We start from the raw sequence: 19,569 nt of genomic DNA on the forward strand, positions 1-19,569 counted from the left end.
TATCGCACCAAAGTGCGGGTTCAGATCACGCGTGCCCCTTGCCTGCATCCGCGCGTTGTCATATCGATTTGTCATACAAATACGGAGACCATGATGGCTGGCGCCCCCACGAAGAAGAAAAAGTTTCGCTCGCAAGAGTGGTTCGACAACCCTGACAATCCGGGAATGACGGCGCTCTATCTCGAGCGCTACCTGAATTACGGGCTGACGCGCGCCGAATTGATGTCGGGCAAGCCGCTGATCGGCATCGCCCAGACCGGCTCGGACCTTTCGCCTTGCAACCGGCACCACATCGAGCTCGCCAAGCGTGTGCGCGAAGGCATCGTCTCGATGGGCGGCATTCCGTTCGAATTTCCCTGCCATCCGATCCAGGAAACGGGCAAGCGCCCGACCGCGGCACTCGACCGCAATCTCGCCTATCTCAGCCTTGTCGAGGTGCTCTACGGCTATCCGCTCGACGGTGTCGTGCTGACCATCGGCTGCGACAAGACGACGCCGGCGCTGTTGATGGCGGCGGCCACCGTCAACATTCCGGCCATCGCGCTGTCGGTCGGCCCGATGCTCAATGGCTGGCACAAGGGCAAGCGCACCGGCTCCGGCACCATCGTCTGGGAATCGCGTGAGCGCCTGTCGGCCGGCGAGATCGACTATGACGAGTTCATGGACATCGTCGCCTCCTCGGCGCCGTCCACCGGCTATTGCAACACCATGGGCACTGCCACGACGATGAATTCGTTGGCCGAGGCACTCGGCATGCAACTCCCGGGCTCGGCCGCCATCCCGGCGCCCTATCGCGAGCGCGGCCAGATTTCTTACGAGACCGGCAAGCGCATCGTCGAGATGGTGCATGAAGACCTGAAGCCGTCCGACATCATGACCCGCAAGGCCTTCGAGAACGCCATCGTCGTCAATTCGGCGATCGGCGGCTCGACCAACGCGCCGATCCACCTCAATGCGATTGCCCGCCATCTCGGCGTGCCGCTCGACAATGACGACTGGCAGAAGATCGGCCTCAAGGTGCCGCTCATCGTCAATCTGCAGCCGACGGGCGAGTATCTCGGCGAGGATTACCATCACGCCGGCGGCGTGCCGGCGGTGGTGGCCGAACTGATGAAGGGCGGGCTATTGCCGCATCCCGATGCGCTGACCGTCAACGGCAAGTCGATCGGCGACAATTGCAAGGGGGTCGCCAACGAGAATGCCGAAGTCATTCGCAGCGTCGACAAGCCGCTGAAGGCCAATGCCGGCTTCATCAACCTCAGGGGCAATCTGTTCGATTCGGCGATCATGAAGACCAGCGGCATCTCGCCCGAATTCCGCGAGCGCTATCTGTCCAATCCCAAGGATCCCGAAGCCTTCGAAGGCAACGCCATGGTCTTCGACGGCCCCGAGGATTACCACGCCCGCATCGACGATCCGGCGCAAGGCATCGACGAGCACACCATCCTGTTCATGCGCGGCGCCGGCCCTGTCGGCTATCCCGGTGGCGCCGAGGTGGTCAACATGCAGCCGCCGGCCTACCTCATCAAGAAGGGCATCCACGCACTCGCCTGCATCGGTGACGGCCGCCAGTCGGGCACGTCGGGCTCGCCGTCGATCCTGAATGCCTCGCCCGAAGCCGCGATCGGCGGCGGCCTGGCGCTGCTCAAGACAGGCGACCGCGTCCGCATCGATCTCAGGAAGGGCACCGCCGATATCCTGGTCACCGATGACGAGATCACGCGGCGCCGCGCCGAACTGCAGAACAATGGCGGCTATCACTATCCCAAGCACCAGACGCCGTGGCAGGAGATCCAGCGCGGCATGGTCGACCAGTTCTCCGAGGGAATGGTGCTGAAGCCGGCGGTGAAATACCAGGATGTCGCGCACACCAGCGGCGTGCCCAGGGACAATCACTGATTGCTCCAGGGACAACCACTGATCGCTCCAGGGGCAATCATCGATTATTCCAAGGGATAGTCATAGATTATTCCTGGCGACAATCGCGGGTATTGGATCGACGGCTGGCGGCCTGGTCACCCAGGTCGCCGGCCGTGTTTCGTTTGGCGTGCGCCGCCGGCGGGTCGAGACCGTGCGCGATCCTTGACAAGCGGGCCGGACAAATCCACTGTCATGGCAAGGGGTGCATCGCGACGACCCCGTGAGGCGTCAGCCCAACGTTCGCGTCCAAGCTTCTCTATCAGGAGGTGGACGCCATGCCGTCAACAACCGCTATCACCGTATCGCAACTGTCCCGTCTGGTCGGTCTGCCGGGTGCACCCGTAATCATCGATGTCCGCATCGATGAGGATTTCGACGCCGATCAGCGCCTGCTGCCGGCCTCAGGCCGACGCAATTTCAAAACCGTTTCGACCTGGGCTTCCGAATTTGCCGGCAACCAAGTCTCGGTCGTCTGTCAGAAAGGTCAAAAACTCTCGCAAGGCGTGGCCGCATGGCTGCGGCATGAGGGAATTTCCGCTGAATCCCTCGAAGGCGGCTTCGAAGCCTGGCGTGACGCGAAGGGGCTTTTGGTCCGCAGCGAAAAATTACCGCCACGCGACGAAAAAGGCCGCACGGTGTGGGTGACGCGATCCCGCCCGAAGGTCGACCGCATCGCTTGCCCCTGGCTGATCCGGCGTTTCGTCGATCCTCACGCGATCTTCCTGTTCGTCGAGGCAGCCGAAGTGCCTGCTGTCGCCGACCGCTTTCAGGCCGTGCCTTTCGACATCGACAATGTGTTCTGGAGCCATCGCGGCGATCGCTGCACCTTCGACACGATGATCGAGGAGTTCGGGCTGGAATCCGAGGCGCTCGATCGGCTTGCCCTGATCGTACGCGCCGCCGACACGGCAAGCCTCGATCTGGTGCCCCAGGCCGCCGGTTTTCTGGCGGCATCGCTCGGCCTGTCGCGGATGTATCGCGACGATTTGGAACAGTTGGAAGCAGGCATGCTGCTCTACGACGCGTTCTTCCGCTGGTGTCGCGACGCCACCGAAGAAACCCACAATTGGCCTGGGACAGCTGGGGGTAAACCAGCATGAGTGCTCTTGTGCCGCAGGATGCCGGGGTAAATGTCGAAGTGCCGGCCGCACCGACCTTTGCCGAAGCCATGAGGCTCTGGGCGAAAATCGGACTGCTCAGCTTCGGCGGGCCGGCCGGGCAGATCGCCTTGATGCACAAGGAACTGGTCGAGGAGCGGCGCTGGATCGGTGAACAGCGTTTCCTGCATGCGCTGAACTACTGCATGCTGCTGCCTGGCCCGGAAGCACAGCAACTCGCCATCTATATCGGCTGGCTGCTGCACAGGACGATCGGCGGCCTCGTCGCCGGCGTGCTGTTTGTCGCGCCGGGCGCGCTCGTCATGCTGGCCCTGAGCGTTCTCTACGCACTCTATGGCGACGTGCCGCTCGTCGAGGCGCTGTTTTTCGGGGTGAAGGCGGCGGTGCTGGCCATTGTCGTCCAGGCGGTGATCCGGATCGGACGGCGTGCCCTGAAAAACCCGGTCATGGTGTCGATCGCGGTCGCGGCTTTCATCGCCATCTATGCGTTGAATGTGCCGTTCCCGCTCATCGTCCTGCTCGCGGGCCTGACAGGATGGCTGGGAGACCGCGTTGTTCCAGGCCTGTTTTCCGGCTCCACCCATGGCAAGGGCGACATTGACGATATCAAGGGCGCGGTCGACCTGATGTTCGAGCGCGGCGAACTGGCCCATGTCACGCCGACCAAATGGCATGCGCCGCGCACTGTCGCCATCTGGCTGCCGATCTGGCTCGGACCTGTCCTTGCGATCTGGTGGTTCACCGGCTCCGCGAGCGTCTGGACCGAGATAGGCCGATTTTTCAGCTTGATGGCGGTCGTCACCTTCGGCGGCGCCTATGCGGTGCTTGCCTATGTCGCGCAGGCTGCCGTCCAGTCCTTCGGCTGGCTTGCCCCCGGTGAAATGGTCGATGGTCTCGGGCTTGCCGAGACCACGCCAGGCCCGCTCATCCTGGTGCTGCAGTTTGTCGGCTTCATCGCCGCGTTCCGCCATCCCGGGGGGCTGGACCCATTGCTTGCCGGGTCGCTCGGGGCACTGCTCACGCTGTGGGTGACGTTCACGCCCTGCTTCTTCTGGATATTCCTCGGTGCGCCCTACATCGAAGCCCTGCGCGGCAACAAGGCCTTGTCGGCCGCATTGGGCGCGATCACCGCCGCCGTCGTCGGCGTCATCATGAATCTTGCTTTGTGGTTTGCCTTGCACGTCGTTTTTCGTGAGGTTCACACGATAGGCCCAGGCATGAATGTGCCGGTGCTCTCGTCGATCGACTGGCGCGCGGCGCTGCTTTCCCTGGCCGCCATGATCGCCATCCTGAAGCTGAAGATCGGCATGCTGCCGACGCTCGCCGGATCGGCTCTGGCTGGTGTCCTGTTGTTGGCGGTAAGCGGCTAATGCATGTCGCCCAAAAGTGACTCGGTTTTGGGAGAACGACATGCATCAAAACAAAGACCAAAGCGCGCGGCGCGCTTTAGGTTCCGCTGCCTTTGTAATCCGCTTGCGAACCACCTAACTGGTTGGAAACGGATTGGACCATCATGGCGGGACGGCGCTCTTCCCTCGGCTTCCTCGGAATGTTCGGCCGCTCGGGCGATCTGAGGCAACTCGACACGGCCTTGCGCGGCGCCGACCTGCATCCCGCCATTGTGCCCGAGGGCGTAAAACTCACCATCGTCAATCTGATGAAGGACCACTGGCCCGGCGAGCCGCCGCCGCAGGCCTATCCGCAAGTCGCGCGCCTGTTCAGCTATTGCATTGCCGGGCCGGAGGCGTTCGAGCGGTCCCAAGGCCTGCAGCAGCGCCAGGAAGCGGAGCACCGGATCGAGGCCGCGGTCGAGGCCGGCGACAGTTTCGACGCGCGGATCGTGCTGATGGCGCTGCACGCCAAGCTGATCGATGCCGAGGTCGTAGAACGCTACGGGCTCGGCACAGATTGAAGCCTTGACGAGAAGCGGCGCTACCCGCCCATATTGGCACGCGGCAGCTTGATCATCCCGCCGAAACGGGCGCGCAATTTGTCGTCGAGCAGCTTCGGCACGTGGCGCGGGAAACGTTCGGCAAGGACGCGCTTCTTCTCGATGATCGCGCGCTGCAGGATGTCGGGCCGGCCCTTCTCGTTCCATTCCTTCGGCGAAAACCGGTCGCCGACGGCGGGATAGAAATATTCCGTCTGCATCAGCCGCAGCGTCTGCTCGTTGCCGAGATAGTGGCCAGGCCCCCTCAGGCAGACATCGGCGATGGTGTCGATCGACAGCGCCTCGTCCGTCACCTCGATGCCGCGCACGCAGCGCAGGCAGTGGCCGAGCATGTCGTTGTCGATGATCAGGCTTTCCAGGCAGAAGCCGAGCAGCGAGGCATGCATGCCCGCCGATTCATAGACCAGGTTGAGCCCGGCAAGGCCGGCCATCACATCGGTGATGCCCTTCTCGTAGCCGGACTGGATGTCGGGCAGTTTCGAATCCGTCATGCCGGCGGCCGAACCACCCGGCAGATCGTAGAACTGTGCCATCTGCGCGCAGGCTGCCGTCAGCACCGCCTGTTCGGCCGAGCCGCCGGACATGGCGCCGGTGCGCAGATCGGACACGAACGGCCAGGTGCCGAAGATCGCCGGATGTCCCGGCTTCAGGGCGTTGACATAGACGAGACCGGCCAGCACTTCGGCCACGGCTTGCACGACGGCGCCGGCAATCGCCGCCGGCGCGGTCGCGCCGGCCTGTCCAGCCGACAGCAACAGGATCGGGATGCCGCCATCGACGCAGGCTTCGAGCACGCCGCAGGCGTCCTCGGCGAACTTCATCGGCGGCACGACGAAGCAGTTCGAGTTCGACACGAACGGTCTGGCGCGGAAATTCTCCTCGCCGCCGGCGATGGCATAGAGCATTTCGAGCGCCGGCTGCACGTTCTCGCGCACCGTGAACGAGGTGCCGACATGCTTGGACGTGCCCATCACGCAGGCGTAGAGCGTGTTGAAGTCCATTTCGAGCGGATCGGGAATGTCGCGCGGCACCATCGGCCGCTGGAAGAAATGAATGTTGTCGAGCCCCTCGACGATGCGGGCGGCGTCATAGATGTCCTGCAGCAGCGATTCGCGGTATTCGCGCTTCTCGACATCGACCAGGTGGACCGCGGCTCCGGCCGTGCCGTAATGCACGCGCTTGCCCTGGATCACCATATCGTGTTTGGGGTCCTGGCCGTGCAAGGTGAAATTCCGGGCGGCTTGTCTGATCGTGTCGAGCACCAGCGCGCGTGGAAAACGAATGCGGCCATCGTCGCCATAGGTGGCGCCGACCTTGGTCAGCGCCTCGATGCAGGAAGGGATGGCATTGGCAAAGCCGACCGTCTCCAGCAGCGTCAGCACCGCTTCATGGATGCGCTCCTGGTCATTCCCCGCCAGTGGTCCGTAGCTGCCGCCCTCAAGGCCGGCGCGCACCGGCTTGATGTCGTCGGCCAACGGCGCTGCCCGCATGGCGCGGCGCGCTTCGCGCCCGCCGGAGCGGCGCGAACGCTGGTCCGCCGCTTCCTGCTTTTCAATAACCACTGACATGGAGGCACTCCACCTTTTCTCGGAAACAGGGCGGCGGTTGGTCCACCATCGGCTGCTTCTTCCCCTTTGTGCCACGACTATGCCGCCGGCATTGGCACAGACTATGAGCCAGCCGGTCTGGTTGCATGTGCCAGAGCTAAAGGAGCCGGAGTCGCTGTCGTGCGGCTCCGGTCAAGGGAATCGGGGAGTGGATCAGGCCGCTGCCGGCCTTCGTCCGGCCGCGGTGGCGAGCTCGCGAATGCCGGGCTCGATGTGCTGCAGCGCGATCGAGGAAATGCCCAAGCGCATGAAACGCGAAGGCTTTTCCGTGCGGTCGAAGAACCGGTCGCCAGGCTCTATGATGACACTGCGCGAGGCCGCGGCCTCGGCCAGTCCACGCGAATCGGTGCCGCGTGGCCCTTCGAGCCACAGAGAGGTGCCGCCGGCCGAGTCGGTCGAACGCCATTCCGGCAGGAAGGCGGAAATCGCATGGACCAGGCGCTTGCGCCGTTCGTCGAAGGCGCTCGACAGCCGCCGCACCAGCGCTTCGTGATGCCCGAGCGACAGGAAGAGTGCCACGGCGCGCTGGTTGTTTGCCGGCGGGTGACGCAGCATGAAGCGGCGCAGGGCCCTGAGCTCCGCGATCAGTCCAGCCGACGCCACGATGTAGCCAAGCCGCAAGCCCGGAGCCAGCGTCTTCGACATCGATCCGACATAGATGACGCGGCCGGAGCGATCGAGACTCTTCAGCGCCTGCTGCGGCGCCTCGTCGAGAAGCTGGCTGTCATAGCCGTCTTCGATGATGATCTGGTTGTGCCGGTTGGCACGCGCCAAAAGATCCTGCCGCCGCTCGGCCGACAAGGGCACCATGGTCGGGCAATGATGGCTGGGCGTGACGAAGACAAAGCCGGAATCATTGGGGATCGAAGAGGTTACGATGCCGGACTGGTCGACCGGCACCGGCTGGATGTCGGCGCCCGCAAGCCGGAAGATCGAGCGGGCGTCGGGGTAGCCGGGATCTTCCATCGCCACCTTGGAACCCTTGGTCATCAAAAGTGTCGCCAGCATGTAGAGCGCGTTCTGGGCGCCCAGCGTCACGATGATCTCGTCGGGATTGGCGAAGATTCCGCGCCGGGGCAGGAGCCGCGCCTGGATCTGCTCGATCAACAGCGGATCGTCGCGATCGACCATGTCGGACGCCCAGTTGCGGATTTCCAGCACCGCCAGCGCCATGCGGTTGCACTCGCGCCACTCGGCGGTCGGGAACAGCGCCGGGTCGAACTGGCCGTAGACGAACGGGTAGGACGACTTGATCCAGTTCTCGTGCTTGGCCGGCGGCGGCATGTCGCTTGCCGCGATCTGCCGGCGTGCCTTCCAGTCGATCTCGTTGGCCTGGTCAGGCGCCTTCTGGTGCGGCTTGGCGGGTGTCGCCAGCACGTCTGGATTGACGAAATGGCCGCGACGCTCGCGCGCCACCAGGAACCCCTGGTCGACGAGCTGCTGGAAGGCCAGAACCACGGTTCCGCGCGCCACGCCGAGTTTCTCGGCCAGGATCCGGCACGAGGGGAGCGGCATCGAAGCGGCGATCTGCCGGTCTAGGATGGCGGCCACGATCGCCTGGCGGATCTGTGCCTGGAGGGTTTGGCCGGATTCGGCCGAAATCCGGAACAGGCCGGACCATATGGCCGTGTCGTTGCGCTGTGGCATGGGGAATGTTCCTCGATGGCCAGCTTTTTTCGTTTGGCTGGACCAGTCGAATGTAACGGTGGCACAAGGGGTTGCGCCAATCAATTTTTCTGATCTTTGGGATTTATGCCAGTGATCCTTCCGCCGAGATCGGCGGCTGCAGACTGCGCCGATGTCACATTCTGTCATCGCATCGTGATGCGATGCGGCATAACCGCGTATTGACCGTACCGAGTTCGGCTCAATAGTTGTGGCGCGACGACACGCGCCGGAAACATCCGGTCTGATATGGTGCGTCGAAAACGCCAGGAGTTTCCCGCCAGTGGATGAGTCAGCCTTCCAGAAACAGCTCGCCGCCTTGCGCGACCATCGCGCCGAAACGCCGGGCGACATGCGCCAGGCCTTCGCCGCCGATCCGCAGCGGTTTGCGACATTCTCCGCCACCGACGGTGACATGTTGCTCGACTGGTCGAAATGCGCCGTCGACGCGACCACCATGGATTTGCTGGAAAAGCTCGCCAAGGCTGCCGATCTCGAAGGTCGCCGTGCAGCCATGTTCGCCGGCAAGAAGATCAACATCACCGAGGACCGCGCCGTGCTGCACACGGCGCTGCGCAACCTGAGCGGCAAGGGCGTCACGGTCGACGGCCAGGACGTCAAGGCGGACGTCATCGCCGTGCTCGATGCGATGGGCGCCTTCGCCGACGCGATCCGCTCCGGCAAGGCGGCCGGCGCCACCGGCAAGAAGATCACCGACATCGTCAACATCGGCATCGGCGGTTCGGATCTCGGTCCGGCCATGGTGACCCTGGCGCTCGCCCCTTATCATGACGGCCCGCGCGCGCATTATGTCTCCAACATCGATGGCGCCCATATCCATGACACGCTGAAGGGCCTGTCCGCCGAAACCACGCTGTTCATCATCGCCTCCAAGACCTTCACCACCGTCGAGACGATGACCAATGCGCAGACGGCGCGCGACTGGGTGCAGAAAGCGCTCGGCAAGGAGGCGGTCGGCAAGCATTTCGCCGCCGTCTCGACCGCGCTCGATCTGGTCGCCAAGTTCGGCATCGCGCCCGATCGCGTCTTCGGTTTCTGGGACTGGGTCGGCGGCCGCTATTCGGTCTGGGGCGCGATCGGCCTGCCTGTCATGATCGCGGTCGGTCCGCGGAATTTCCGCGCCTTCCTCGATGGCGCGCACGAGATGGACGAGCACTTCCGCACCGCGCCGTTGCGCGAGAACCTGCCGGCGCTGCTGGGGTTGGTGGGCTGGTGGCACCGGGTGATCTGCAAATACCCGGCCCGCGCCGTCATCCCCTATGATCAGCGCCTGTCCAGGCTGCCGGCCTATCTGCAGCAGCTCGACATGGAATCGAACGGCAAGAGCGTCACCCTCGAAGGCACCGCGGTGACCACGCCGACTGGGCCGCTGGTCTGGGGCGAGCCCGGCACCAACGGCCAGCACGCCTTCTTCCAGCTGCTGCACCAGGGCACCGATTTCATCCCGGTCGAATTCCTCGCCGCCGCCGTCGGGCACGAGCCCGATCTCAAGCATCAGCATGACCTGCTGCTCGCCAATTGCCTGGCGCAGTCGGAAGCCTTCATGAAGGGCCGCACGCTGGAGGAGGCGCGCGCGCAGATGCTGGCCAAGGGCATGAAGCCCGCCGACGTCGACCGCATCGCGCCGCACCGCGTCTTCTCGGGCAACCGCCCCTCGCTGACCATCCTCTACCGCAAGCTCGATCCGCGCACCCTGGGCCGGCTGATCGCGCTCTACGAGCACCGCGTCTTCGTCGAGGGAACGCTCTTCAACATCAACTCCTTCGATCAATGGGGCGTCGAGCTCGGCAAGGAACTGGCCACCGGCCTCCTGCCTGTCGTGGAAGGCAAGGAAAGTGCCGCAAAGCGGGATGCCTCGACCGCCGGCCTTGTCGGACATATCCACCAATTGCGTGGTTCGGAGTGAAGCGTTTGGCCGACATCAAGGGAATATTGTTCGACAAGGACGGAACGCTTGTCGACTTCAACGCGACCTGGCTTGGCGTCGCCGACTTCATGGCCATGGACGCGGCCGAAGGCGATCGCTGGAAGGCCGACAGGCTGCTTGCCGCGGCCGGCTTCGATTTCGCCAACCGCCGCTTCAAGCCTGATTCAATCTTTGCCTCGGGTACCAACATGGACGTCGTCGAATTGTGGTTCCCGCGGCTGTCCGACGAGGACCAGATGCTGGCCGTCGCCCGCTTCAACGAGATCACCTCGATGCAGGGCTCGGCGATGGCGGTGGCGCTGCCTGGTATCGTCGACACGCTGGCGGCACTGCACAAAAGAGCTTACCGGCTCGGTGTCGCCACCAACGATTCGACCAGCGGTGCTGAAAAGACGCTGGTCACGCTGGGCGTCGCCCAACTCTTCGATGCCGCCTATGGCTACGACGCGGTGGCCAATCCCAAGCCTGCACCCGACACGATCCAGGCCTTCTGCGATCTCACCGGCCTGAAGCCGGCGGCGATCGCTATGGTCGGCGACAACCGCCACGATCTCGAAATGGCGCGGGCCGGTGGCTGCGGCCTGGCGGTGGGCGTGCTCTCCGGCACCGGCACGCGCGAATCGTTGGCCGAGATCGCCGACGTCATCCTGGATTCGGTTGCCGACCTGCCGGATTTCCTGTCGGCGCGGGTCAAGGAGACCGTCTAACCGCCCGATCCGGCCTCGAAACGAAAGACGCTGCTCGGTTTGGTCGCCGCACCCTTCGCGTCGCCAAAATCCGGCACCTTGTATTCGGCGACCAGGCGCAGCCGCGAGCGGGGCAGATAGGCCCGGCCCGGATCGCCGACCAGCACCTCGATGCCGGCGGCGAGGCAGCGGTCGAGGAAAGGCATGACGCGGCGGGCGACGTCCTGCCCGTAGAACACATCGCCGGCGAGCACCATGTCGACCGCCGGTGGCGCACCCTTGGTGACATCGTCTCCGACCACGCCGATGGCGACGCCGTTCGCCGCCGCATTGAGCCCGATTGCGGCGACGCCGTTGCGGTCGATCTCGGCGGCGATCACCGCGCGCGCCCCGGCCTTCGCGGCGGCGATGCCGACGATGCCCGATCCCGCCCCGAGGTCGAGCACGCGGCGGCCCGCCACGGTCGACGGATTGTCCAGGATGTAGCGCGCCAGCACGGCGCCGCCGGCCCACGCGTAAGCCCAGTAGGGCGGTTGCGATTCGGGCCCGTCGTCGTCCGTATCACCTTCGTTTTCAGGGTCGACGAGCCGTCTCAAGCCGCTGCCGGGATGGGCCGTGTAAAACCGGATTTCGGGAAGCGCGGGCACCGGTACGAGGCGCATGTTCGCCTTGATGAACTCAGCCGGGTCGAGGCGCAATCCATGATCCGGCCCTCTATCGCCGGCACGATCATTATCCAAGATCGTTCCTATTCGCGCAATGCCCGCCGAAGGATCTTGCCGACCGGCGTCTTCGGCAATTCGGTCCTGAACTCGATGTATCTGGGCCGCTTGTAGCCGGTCAGGTTCTCGCGGCAAAAGGCAGTGATCGTCTCCACGGTCAGGGCCGGATCCTTCTTGACGATGAACAGCTTCGGCACTTCGCCCGAGTGCTCGTCCGGCACGCCGATCGCCGCCACCTCAAGCACGCCCGGATGCATCGCCACCACCTCCTCGAGTTCCGTCGGATAGACGTTGAAACCCGAGACGAGGATCATGTCCTTCTTGCGGTCGACGATCTTGGTGTAGCCGCGCTCGTCCATGAAGCCCATGTCGCCCGACTTGAAGAAGCCGTCCTTGGTCATCACCTTGGCGGTCTCGTCCGGCCGGTTCCAGTAGCCGGCCATCACCTGCGGTCCCCTGATGCAGATTTCGCCGACTTCTCCCAGCGGGACGTTGTTGCCGTCATCGTCGCGGATGGCGATTTCGGTCGAGGGCAGCGGCAGGCCGATAGTGCCGGTGAAGTCGCCGGAACTGAATTTGTTGGCCGTAGCCACCGGCGAGGTCTCCGACAGGCCATAGCCTTCCGAGACCGGGCAGCCGGTCAGCGCCTTCCAGCGCTCGGCGACACCCTTCTGCACCGCCATGCCGCCGCCCAGCGTCAGGACCAGCGGCTTGAAGTCGAGCTTGCGAAAATCCTCGTTGTTGAGCAGCGCGTTGAACAGTGTGTTGAGACCGGGGAATATATGGATCGGGTACTTTCCCAGTTCCTTGACGAAACCCGGAATGTCGCGCGGATTGGGGATCAGTATATTCTGGCCGCCCATCTGCATGCCCATCAGCGCATTCACGGTCAGCGCGAAGATATGGTAGAGCGGCAGTGCGCAGATGAGGTTGAGATGCGCGGGTTTGGGCTTGATCGTATAGGCGTCCTCGACCCAGAGCGAATTCTGCGCGACATTGGCCAGCACGTTGCTGTGCAGCAGGGTAGCGCCTTTCGAGATTCCCGTGGTGCCGCCGGTATATTGCAGGAAGGCGACGTCATTGGCGGCCACCGTGGCCGGCTTGAAATTCATGCCGCTGCCGGCCTTCAGGGCGGCGTTGAACTTGACATAGCCGGGCAACGACCAGGCCGGTACCATTTTCTTGACGCGGCGCACGACCAGATTGACGATCGTGCCCTTCAGGCCGCCGAGCATGTCGCCCATGGCCGCGACGACGACATGCTTGACCGAGGTCCTGGCAACGACCGCCTGCAAGGTGTTGGCGAAGTTTTCCAGGATGACGATGGCCTGCGCGCCGGAATCCTTGAGCTGATGTTCCAGTTCGCGTGGCGTGTAGAGCGGATTGATGTTCACCACCGTGTAGCCGGCGCGGACCACCGCCATCATCGCCACCGGATACTGCAGCACATTCGGCATCATCAGCGCGACGCGTGCCCCCTTCTGCAAACCCGTCGACTGCAGATAGGCGCCGAAAGCCGCCGAAAGCCGCTTGAGCTCCGCATAGGTGATGGACTTGCCCATGCAGGTGAAGGCCGGCTGGCCGGCAAACTGCTTGCAGGCGCCAACGAGGAAGTCGCCGATGGAGTTGTAGGGAAGGGCCCCGATTTCGGCCGGCATGTTCTTCGGATAGCTCTTCAGCCATAGTTTTTCCGGCAGGCCGGCGGTAAGTTCGGTGAGTGCTTTCGGCAGCCGCTTGCCCGGCGCCGGCTTCGATGCCGGGACGGCCTTGGCCGGCGGTGCAGTCTTCGCCGTCCCGGCCTTGTTGGACTCAGTTTTTGCTGAAGGAGCCTTTGCTGGAGAAGCCTTTGCTGAAGAAGCCTTTGCGGCAGAGGCCTTTGTCGGAGAAGTCTTTGCCGGGGCGGCTTTCGCCGCCGGCTTGGTGACGCTCTTGGCGGCAGCGGCCGCTTTTGCCGCGGGGGCCTTCACGGCGGGCTTGGCTGCGGTCTTCTCGGCCGCGGTTTTGGCCGTGGCCTCGGTGCCGGCGGCTGGTTTCGAGACTGCCTTGGCCGACGCCTTCACCGGTGTCTTCGATGCTTTTGCCACCCATTCCTCCCTAGCAATTCCTGTTCGACTGTTTCTTGGTCGCCCGTGCCGCGCCCACCTCCAAATTGATGGAGACGTCCTCCGCTGCCGCCAGCCTGTTCATCTAGCCTCTTTATCTATGTATTGCCTCTATCGGCGGCGGTGCAAGTCTTGCCCCGACGGCAAGGCGCCGAAAGATTTGCCGTCGAAAATCTTTCCTCACGGTAACCTCTGGAACGCGCATCTTTTGAAGCCGTGGATTGGCTGGAAGCGGCCGCGGCATCGACACCGCCAGACGGCAGATCAATAAAAAAATGCGGTGGTTAATAATAGCGTGAATGGGAAAAACTGCTAATTTTTTCTGCCATTTAGCAAAATCGCGGATTTTTTTCCTGCTTCCCGCGGGGTAAGCAAACGGGGTGTTCCAAAGCCGGAAAAACGGTGCTTATATGCGCGCTTCGCGAGCCTGATAGAGGGGCTTGGAAGAACATCAGGGAGTGCTCAATGAAGAAGAAACTGACTTTTGCAGCCGCGTTGCTGGCTGCAAGCGTCCTGGGAGGCGTGGCCAACGCGAAAACTCTGGTTTATTGCGCGGAAGCATCGCCAGAGGGTTTCGACCCGGCGCCGTACACCGCGGGCCAGACGTTCGACGCGTCCTCGCGCACCGTCTTCAACCGCCTCGTCGAATTCGACCACGGCCAGACCACGACCTCGCCGGGGCTGGCTGAAAGCTGGACGATCTCCGACGACGGCAAGGAATATACGTTCAAGCTGCGCAAGGGCGTCAAGTTCGCCGCCACCGACTATTTCACCCCGACGCGCGACTTCAACGCCGACGACGTGGTGTTCTCGTTCCAGCGCCAGGTCGACAAGACCGGCCCCTGGTTCCAGTATATCCCGGGCATCGCCTACCAGTATTACAATGACCAGTTCGGCGACAACATCACCAAGGTCGAGAAGGTCGACGACCTGACCGTGAAGTTCACCCTCAAGGAACCGGCGATCACCTTCATTCCGACGCTGGGCATGGACTTCGCCTCGATCGTCTCCAAGGAATATGCCGACAAGCTGCAGGCCGACAAGACGCCTGAACTGTTCAACCAGAAGCCGATCGGCACCGGCCCGTTCATCTTCGTCGACTATCAGACCGACGCCGCCATCCGCTACAAGGCCAACCCGGACTATTGGGGCGGCAAGCAGAAGATCGACGACCTTGTTTTCGCCATCACCACCGATCCGGCGGTGCGCGCGCAGAAGCTCAAGGCCGGCGAGTGCAACATCATGTCGTATCCGGCACCGGCCGACATCGCCGGCCTCCAGGCCGATGCGAACCTGAAGGTCGACGAGCAGGAAGGCCTCAATGTCGGCGCGCTGATGTACAACACCCAGCAGAAGCCGTTCGACGACGTGCGCGTCCGCAAGGCGCTCAACATGGCCATCAACAAGAAGGCCATCATCGACGCGGTCTTCCAGGGGGCTGGCCAGGTGGCGGTCAACCCGATCCCGCCGACCATGTGGTCTTACAACAAGGACGTGAAGGACGATCCGTACGATCCGGATGCGGCCAAGAAGCTGCTTGAGGAAGCCGGCGTCAAGGATCTCAAGATGAACGTCTGGGCCATGCCGGTGTCGCGTCCCTACATGCCGAACGCGCGCCGCACCGCCGAGCTGATCCAGGCCGATTTCGCCAAGGTCGGCGTCACCGTCAACATCGTCAGCTACGATTGGGGTGAATACCTCAAGCGCGCTTCGGCGGTCGATCACGATGGCGCCGTCATCGTCGGCTGGACCGGCGACAATGGCGATCCGGACAACTTCCTCGGCGTGCTCCTGAGCTGCGCTTCCGTCGGTTCGAACAACCGCGCGGAATGGTGCAACAAGGACTTCGATGCGCTCATAAACAAGGCCAAGACGGTTTCCGACCAGGCCGAGCGCACCAAGCTCTATGAACAGGCACAGGTCATCTTCAAGGAGCAGGCACCGTGGGCGACGCTCGCCCACTCCAAGGTGTTCATGCCGATGCAGAAGACCGTCTCCGGCTTTGCGATGGATCCGCTCGGCATCCACCGCTTCGACGGCGTCGATATCGCCGAATAAGGTTCGCGAAACGGGGGCGGCGCCGCAAGGTGCCGTCCCCACTCGCCCGCCATGCTGCGTTATATCCTCGGTAAGCTCGCCCTCATCATCCCGACCTTCATCGGGATAACCATCCTCGCCTTCGGCTTCGTGCGCATCCTGCCCGGTGATCCAGTGCTGGTGCTCGCGGGCGAACGCGGCCTGTCGCCCGAACGCCATACGGCGCTGATGCATCAGTTCGGTTTCGACCTGCCGATATGGCAACAATACCTGACCTACCTGACCAACATCCTCAGCGGCGATTTCGGCACCTCGTTTTCCACCAAGACGCCGGTGCTCAAGGATTTCCTGGTGCGGTTCCCGGCAACGGTCGAGCTCGCCATCTTCGCCATGATCTTTGCCGTCGTGCTCGGCGTCGCCGCAGGCATCTTCGCCGCGATCCGCCGTGGCTCCTGGTTCGACCAGCTCACCATGGGCACCGCGCTTGCCGGCTATTCCATGCCGATCTTCTGGTGGGGCCTGCTGCTGATCATCGTGTTCTCCGGCACGCTGCACTGGACCCCGGTTTCCGGCCGCATCGACCTTCTCTATTTCTTCAAGCCGGTCACCGGCTTCATGACCATCGATTCCCTGATCTCGGGGCAGAAGGGCGCATTCCGCTCGGCACTGTCGCACCTCGTCCTGCCCACGATCGTGCTCGGCACCATACCGCTGGCCGTCATCGCCAGGCAGACGCGATCGGCCATGCTCGAGGTGCTGGGCGAGGACTATGTGCGCACCGCGCGCGCCAAGGGCTTGGCGCCGCGCCGCGTCATCGGCCTGCATGCCTTCCGCAATGCGCTGATCCCGGTCGTCACCACCATCGGCCTGCAGGTCGGCACGCTGTTGACCGGCGCCATCCTGACCGAGAGCATCTTCTCCTGGCCCGGCATCGGCAAATGGATGATCGACGCCATTTCCAAGCGCGACTATTTCACCGTGCAGGGCGGGTTGCTTTTGATCGCCCTCATCGTCATGTCGGTGAACCTTATCGTCGACGTGCTCTACGCCGTCATCAACCCGCGTATACGGGCGAATTGACATGACCAACGAAGGCCCAGCCACAATCGAAGCCGCGACCGTCGTCAAGCCGCAGGACGCCCGGCTGCAGATGTTCGCGGAATTCTGGCACTACTTCTCCGTCAACAAGGGCGCGGTGATCGGCCTGTTCGTCTTCGCGCTGCTGATCCTGATCGCCATCTTCGCGCCGCTGCTTGCCCCGCATTCGCCCGACGACCAGTTCCGCGACTTCTTCCTGACGCCGCCGGCCTGGCAAGCGGGCGGCAATGCCCAGTTCCTGCTCGGCACCGACGCCGTCGGCCGCGATATGCTGTCGCGCCTGATCTATGGTTCGCGCTTCTCGCTCGCCATCGGCTTCGTCGTCGTCACCACGGCGCTGATCTCCGGCGTCATCCTCGGCCTGCTCGCCGGCTACTGCCGTGGCTGGGTCGACACGCTGATCATGCGCATCATGGACATCATCCTTGCCTTCCCGTCGCTGCTCCTGGCGCTGGTGCTGGTCGCGGTGCTTGGCCCTGGCCTCGTCAATGCCATGATCGCCATCGCCTTCGTGCTGCAGCCGCACTTCGCCCGGCTCACCCGCGCCGCGGTGATGGCGGAAAAGAACCGCGAATATGTCATCTCCGCCAAGGTCGCCGGCGCCAGCCATCTCAGGCTGATGCTGGTCACCATCCTGCCCAACTGCATTGCGCCCTTGATCGTGCAGGCGACGCTGTCCTTCTCCAACGCCATCCTCGAGGCGGCCGCACTCGGCTTCCTCGGCATGGGCGCGCAGCCGCCGACGCCGGAATGGGGCACGATGCTGGCCGAAGCGCGCGAGTTCATCCTGCGCGCCTGGTGGGTGGTGACCTTCCCCGGTCTCGCCATCCTGATCACCGTCTTTGCCATCAACCTGATCGGCGACGGCCTGCGCGATGCGCTCGACCCCAAGCTGAAGAGGTCGTGAGCATGTCCCTGCTCGAGATCAAGAACCTCACCGTTTCCTTCGACACCGCGGCCGGGCCGTTCATGGCCGTGCAAGGCATCGACCTTTCGATCGAGCCGCGTGAGGTGCTGGCGATCGTCGGCGAGTCCGGCTCCGGCAAGTCGGTGTCGATGCTGGCGGTGATGGGGCTGTTGCCCAACACCGCGACGGTCAAGGCCGACCGCATGGCATTCGACGGCGTCGACCTCCTGAAGCTCAGCCCGTCCGAGCGCCGCAAGATCGTTGGCAAGGACATCTCGATGATCTTCCAGGAACCGATCGCCAGCCTCAATCCGTGCTTCACGGTCGGCTTCCAGATCGAGGAGGTGCTGCGCTTCCACATGGGCATGGACCGCGCCCAGAGGCGCGCGCGTGCCATCGAATTGATGAAGCTGGTCGGCATCGCCGATCCGGAAGAGCGGCTGAGTTCATTCCCGCATCAGATGTCCGGCGGTCAGTGCCAGCGCGTCATGATCGCGATCGCCATTGCCTGCAATCCGAAGCTGCTGATCGCCGACGAGCCGACGACGGCGCTCGACGTCACCATCCAGAAGCAGATCCTCGATCTCCTGGTTTCGCTGCAGGCCAAATACGGCATGGGCCTGATCATGATCACCCACAATATGGGCGTGGTGGCCGAGACCGCCGACCGCGTCATCGTCCAGTACAAGGGCCGCAAGATGGAAGAGGCCGACGTGCTGTCATTGTTCGAATCGCCGAAAAGCAATTACACGCGCGCATTGCTGTCGGCGCTGCCCGAGAACGCCGTCGGCGACCGGCTGCCGACCGTTTCCGACATGCTGTTCGAGCCGGCCCCTTCGGCCGCGGGAGCCTCGGCATGAGCACGACGGTCCTCGAAGGCAAGAACATCGTCCGCGACTACCATATCGGCGGCGGCCTGTTCACCGGACCGCGCACCGTGCATGCGGTCAAGGGCGTCTCCTTCACGGTCGACAAGGGCAAGACGCTCGCCATCGTCGGTGAAAGCGGCTGCGGCAAGTCCACGCTTGCCCGCATCATCACGCTGATCGATCCGGCGACGTCGGGCGAGCTGTTCATCGACGGCAACAAGGTCGATATCGCCAGGGGCGGATTGACCAGGGAGATGCGCCGCAAGGTGCAGATTGTCTTCCAGAACCCCTACGGCTCGCTCAATCCGCGCCAGAAGATCGGCGATGTGCTGGGCGAACCGCTGTTGATCAACACCGACAAGCCAGCCGCCGAGCGGCGCGACCTGGCGATGAAGATGCTGAAGAAGGTCGGACTCGGCCACGAGCACTACAACCGCTACCCGCACATGTTCTCGGGCGGCCAGCGCCAGCGCATCGCCATCGCCCGTGCGCTGATGCTCAACCCGAGCCTCTTGGTGCTGGACGAGCCGGTCTCGGCGCTCGATCTTTCGGTGCAGGCGCAGGTGCTCAACCTGCTCGCCGACCTGCAGGACGAGTTCCAGCTGACCTATGTCTTCATCAGCCACGATTTGTCCGTCGTGCGCTACATCGCCGACGACGTGATGGTGATGTATTTCGGCGAGGCGGTCGAATACGGCTCGCGCGACGAGGTCTTCTCAGACCCCAAGCACAGCTACACCAAGACACTCTTCGCCGCGACACCACGCGCCGACGTCGCCTCGATCAAGGCGAGGCTGGCGAAGAAGAAGGCGGCCTGAGGTCGAGCGTCACCGTGCCAGGCGAAGGTGGTCCGTCGCGGAGACCGCCATACCGCGAAGATAGCGATCCTTCGCGCCCCCCTCTGTCCTGCCGGACATCTCCCCCACAAGGGGGGAGATT

15 protein-coding genes are annotated in these 19,569 nt (G+C 63.6%); 11 read left to right on the top strand and 4 right to left on the bottom strand.

The window, feature by feature from the left end:
• Positions 1-93: 93 nt before the first annotated feature.
• The 4 genes from LB577_RS29925 to LB577_RS29940 all read left to right on the top strand — a co-directional run bounded on the left by LB577_RS29925 (position 94) and on the right by LB577_RS29940 (position 4,950).
• The gene (locus tag LB577_RS29925; protein WP_023766368.1) at positions 94-1,899 is read left to right on the top strand and encodes an IlvD/Edd family dehydratase; all 1,806 of its coding nucleotides are present in this window, start codon (positions 94-96) and stop codon (positions 1,897-1,899) included.
• Positions 1,900-2,195: 296 nt separating this feature from the next.
• Positions 2,196-3,020 carry a chromate resistance protein ChrB domain-containing protein gene (locus tag LB577_RS29930; RefSeq protein ID WP_224690042.1) on the top strand — a complete coding sequence of 275 codons (825 nt, stop codon included), beginning with the start codon at positions 2,196-2,198 and terminating at the stop codon, positions 3,018-3,020.
• Positions 3,017-4,408: a chromate efflux transporter gene (gene chrA, locus LB577_RS29935; protein ID WP_224690043.1), complete on the top strand. Its 1,392-nt coding sequence runs from the start codon at positions 3,017-3,019 to the stop codon at positions 4,406-4,408. The genes LB577_RS29930 and chrA overlap by 4 nt, the downstream gene beginning before the upstream one ends.
• A gap of 143 nt (positions 4,409-4,551) precedes the next feature.
• Entirely contained in the window at positions 4,552-4,950 is a 399-nt protein-coding gene (locus LB577_RS29940; RefSeq protein WP_224690044.1) for a hypothetical protein, read from the top strand.
• Between the two features lie 20 nt (positions 4,951-4,970).
• On the opposite strand, the gene LB577_RS29945 is transcribed toward LB577_RS29940, so the two are convergent.
• Both LB577_RS29945 and LB577_RS29950 read right to left on the bottom strand, forming a co-directional pair.
• Positions 4,971-6,557: a trimethylamine methyltransferase family protein gene (locus tag LB577_RS29945; RefSeq protein ID WP_224690045.1), complete on the bottom strand. Its 1,587-nt coding sequence runs from the start codon at positions 6,555-6,557 to the stop codon at positions 4,971-4,973.
• Positions 6,558-6,749: 192 nt separating this feature from the next.
• A complete protein-coding gene (locus tag LB577_RS29950; protein WP_224690046.1) occupies positions 6,750-8,243 on the bottom strand; it encodes a PLP-dependent aminotransferase family protein in 1,494 nt (497 codons plus the stop codon).
• Positions 8,244-8,544: 301 nt separating this feature from the next.
• Here LB577_RS29950 and pgi point away from each other — a divergent pair, with 301 nt between their 5' ends.
• Positions 8,545-10,188 (top strand): glucose-6-phosphate isomerase, encoded by a 1,644-nt coding sequence (gene pgi / locus LB577_RS29955; RefSeq protein WP_224690047.1) that lies wholly within the window; start codon positions 8,545-8,547, stop codon positions 10,186-10,188.
• 5 nt (positions 10,189-10,193) lie between these two features.
• A complete protein-coding gene (locus tag LB577_RS29960; RefSeq protein ID WP_013891370.1) occupies positions 10,194-10,916 on the top strand; it encodes an HAD family hydrolase in 723 nt (240 codons plus the stop codon).
• Here LB577_RS29960 and LB577_RS29965 read toward each other — a convergent pair.
• Complete coding sequence (locus tag LB577_RS29965; protein WP_224690052.1) at positions 10,913-11,557, bottom strand: class I SAM-dependent methyltransferase; 645 nt, start codon at positions 11,555-11,557, stop codon at positions 10,913-10,915. The two genes, LB577_RS29960 and LB577_RS29965, sit on opposite strands and share 4 nt — an antisense overlap.
• An 86-nt stretch (positions 11,558-11,643) precedes the next feature.
• Positions 11,644-13,701 carry a long-chain fatty acid--CoA ligase gene (locus LB577_RS29970; RefSeq protein ID WP_224690048.1) on the bottom strand — a complete coding sequence of 686 codons (2,058 nt, stop codon included), beginning with the start codon at positions 13,699-13,701 and terminating at the stop codon, positions 11,644-11,646.
• Between the two features lie 483 nt (positions 13,702-14,184).
• Here LB577_RS29970 and LB577_RS29975 point away from each other — a divergent pair, with 483 nt between their 5' ends.
• From LB577_RS29975 to LB577_RS29995, 5 genes are all read left to right on the top strand, one after another.
• On the top strand, positions 14,185-15,777 hold the full coding sequence (locus LB577_RS29975) for an ABC transporter substrate-binding protein (RefSeq protein WP_224690049.1): 1,593 nt from the start codon (positions 14,185-14,187) through the stop codon (positions 15,775-15,777).
• A gap of 51 nt (positions 15,778-15,828) precedes the next feature.
• Positions 15,829-16,836 (top strand): ABC transporter permease subunit, encoded by a 1,008-nt coding sequence (locus LB577_RS29980; protein ID WP_013891362.1) that lies wholly within the window; start codon positions 15,829-15,831, stop codon positions 16,834-16,836.
• 70 nt (positions 16,837-16,906) lie between these two features.
• Positions 16,907-17,761, top strand: a complete 855-nt coding sequence (locus LB577_RS29985; RefSeq protein ID WP_174324787.1) for an ABC transporter permease subunit — start codon at positions 16,907-16,909, stop codon at positions 17,759-17,761.
• A gap of 2 nt (positions 17,762-17,763) precedes the next feature.
• Positions 17,764-18,621 (top strand): ABC transporter ATP-binding protein, encoded by an 858-nt coding sequence (locus tag LB577_RS29990; protein WP_013891360.1) that lies wholly within the window; start codon positions 17,764-17,766, stop codon positions 18,619-18,621.
• Positions 18,618-19,448, top strand: a complete 831-nt coding sequence (locus tag LB577_RS29995) for a dipeptide ABC transporter ATP-binding protein (RefSeq protein ID WP_224690050.1) — start codon at positions 18,618-18,620, stop codon at positions 19,446-19,448. The genes LB577_RS29990 and LB577_RS29995 overlap by 4 nt, the downstream gene beginning before the upstream one ends.
• The last annotated feature ends 121 nt before the right edge of the window (positions 19,449-19,569 follow it).

Origin of the sequence: Mesorhizobium sp. B283B1A (assembly GCF_020165735.1) — a bacterium.
GTDB lineage: Bacteria > Pseudomonadota > Alphaproteobacteria > Rhizobiales > Rhizobiaceae > Mesorhizobium > Mesorhizobium opportunistum.